Origin of the sequence: Amnimonas aquatica (genome assembly GCF_002943415.1) — a bacterium.
GTDB lineage: Bacteria > Pseudomonadota > Gammaproteobacteria > Pseudomonadales > Moraxellaceae > Perlucidibaca > Perlucidibaca aquatica_A.
Window position 1 is genome coordinate 1 of sequence record NZ_PTQZ01000308.1, and the last position, 1527, is coordinate 1527.

The 1527-nt window shown below is 65.2% G+C and carries 2 protein-coding genes; both read left to right on the forward strand.

Annotation, left to right across the window (positions count from 1 at the left end; translation table 11 throughout):
* The first annotated feature begins 82 nt into the window (after positions 1–82).
* Positions 83–1069 carry a magnesium/cobalt transporter CorA gene (corA, locus tag C5O18_RS09400; RefSeq protein ID WP_105193367.1) on the forward strand — a complete coding sequence of 329 codons (987 nt, stop codon included), beginning with the start codon at positions 83–85 and terminating at the stop codon, positions 1067–1069.
* A 102-nt stretch (positions 1070–1171) separates the two neighbouring features.
* On the forward strand, positions 1172–1527 hold a 356-nt coding region (locus tag C5O18_RS09405), incomplete at its 3' end, for an OsmC family protein (RefSeq protein ID WP_206389844.1).

The window sequence follows — 1527 nt, forward strand, 5'->3', positions numbered from 1 at the left end:
ACGGCGAGCCCCCGCACGGGGCCGCCGGCACCATCCAGCCCGCGCACAGGCGCCCGGCCCTCGCCGGCCAGCAGGAACCCGCATGCCCGACTCAGCAGCCATCATCAATTCGGTCGCCTACGACCGCAGCGGCAAGCGCATCGCGCGGGTCGAGCCGGAGCAGGCGCGGGAGTTCCTGGCCGCCAACCCCGAGGCCTTCCTGTGGCTGGGCCTGCACGAGCCCGACGCCGACATGCTGGCGCTGCTGCAGAGCCAGTTCGACCTGCACGAACTCGCCATAGAAGATGCCCTCTGCGCGCACCAGCGGCCGAAGATCGAGGCCTACGGGGACACCCGCTTCATTGTCGTGCACACCGCGGAACGCGAAGGCAACCGTATCGTGTTCGGCGAGACGCATCTGTTCCTCGGCCCCAATTTCCTGATCACCATCCGCCACGGGCCGTCGCATACCTACGCCAGCATGCGCCAGCGTGTCGAGGCGCGGCCGAAGCAGCTCTCGCACGGGCCGAGCTACCCGCTGTACGCGGTGATCGACTTCATCGTCGACAACTACGTGCCCATCGTCGAGGACTTCAAGCAGACGCTGCAGCAGCTGGAGTCGGACATCTTCCTGCCGCAGTACAAGCGCGGCACCATCAAGCGCCTGTACCAGCTCAAGCGCGAGCTGATCACGCTGCGGCTGGCGTCGTCGCCGCTGCAGGACATCGCGCAGGAACTCAGCCACGGCATGGACAAGCTGGTGCACAAATCGACCCAGCCCTACTTCCGCGACATCGCCGACCACTGCACGCGCATCAACGAGGCCATCGACGCGCTCAACGAACTGCTGACCGCGGCGATCCAGGTCAACCTGTCGCTGGTGACGGTGAAGCAGAACGAGGTGGTGAAGAAGCTGGCCGGCTGGGCCGCGCTGCTGGCGCTGCCGACGCTGGTGACCAGCATCTACGGCATGAACTTCGTACACATGCCGGAGCTGCAGTGGCAATACGGCTACCCGCTGGTGCTGGGCCTGACCGCGCTGGCCTGCCTGCGCCTGCACAAGACGCTGAAGCGCGCGGGCTGGATGTAACAGCACCGGCATTTCCGGGCCGGCATCAGGCCCGGCGCGCGCCGTGGCATGCCGTTTTGTGAGACCATCGCGCCCTTCGTCTCATGCCTGCCCGGGTGCTCCATGGAAATCAAGGTCAACTATCTCGACAACCTGCGTCTCGAGGCCAAGTTCGACGACTTCACCGTCATTGCCGACCAGCCGATCCGCTACAAGGGCGATGGCTCCGCCCCCGGTCCGTTCGACTATTTCCTGGCCTCTTCGGCGCTGTGCGCGGCCTATTTCGTCAAGGTGTACTGCAACACCCGCAACATCTCCACGCACAACATCCGCCTGTCGCAGAACAACATCGTCGACCCGGAGAATCGCTACAAGCAGATCTTCCGCATCCAGGTCGAGCTGCCGGAAGACATCAGCGACAAGGACCGCCAGGGCATACTGCGCGCCATCGACCGCTGCACGGTGAAGAAGGTCGTGCA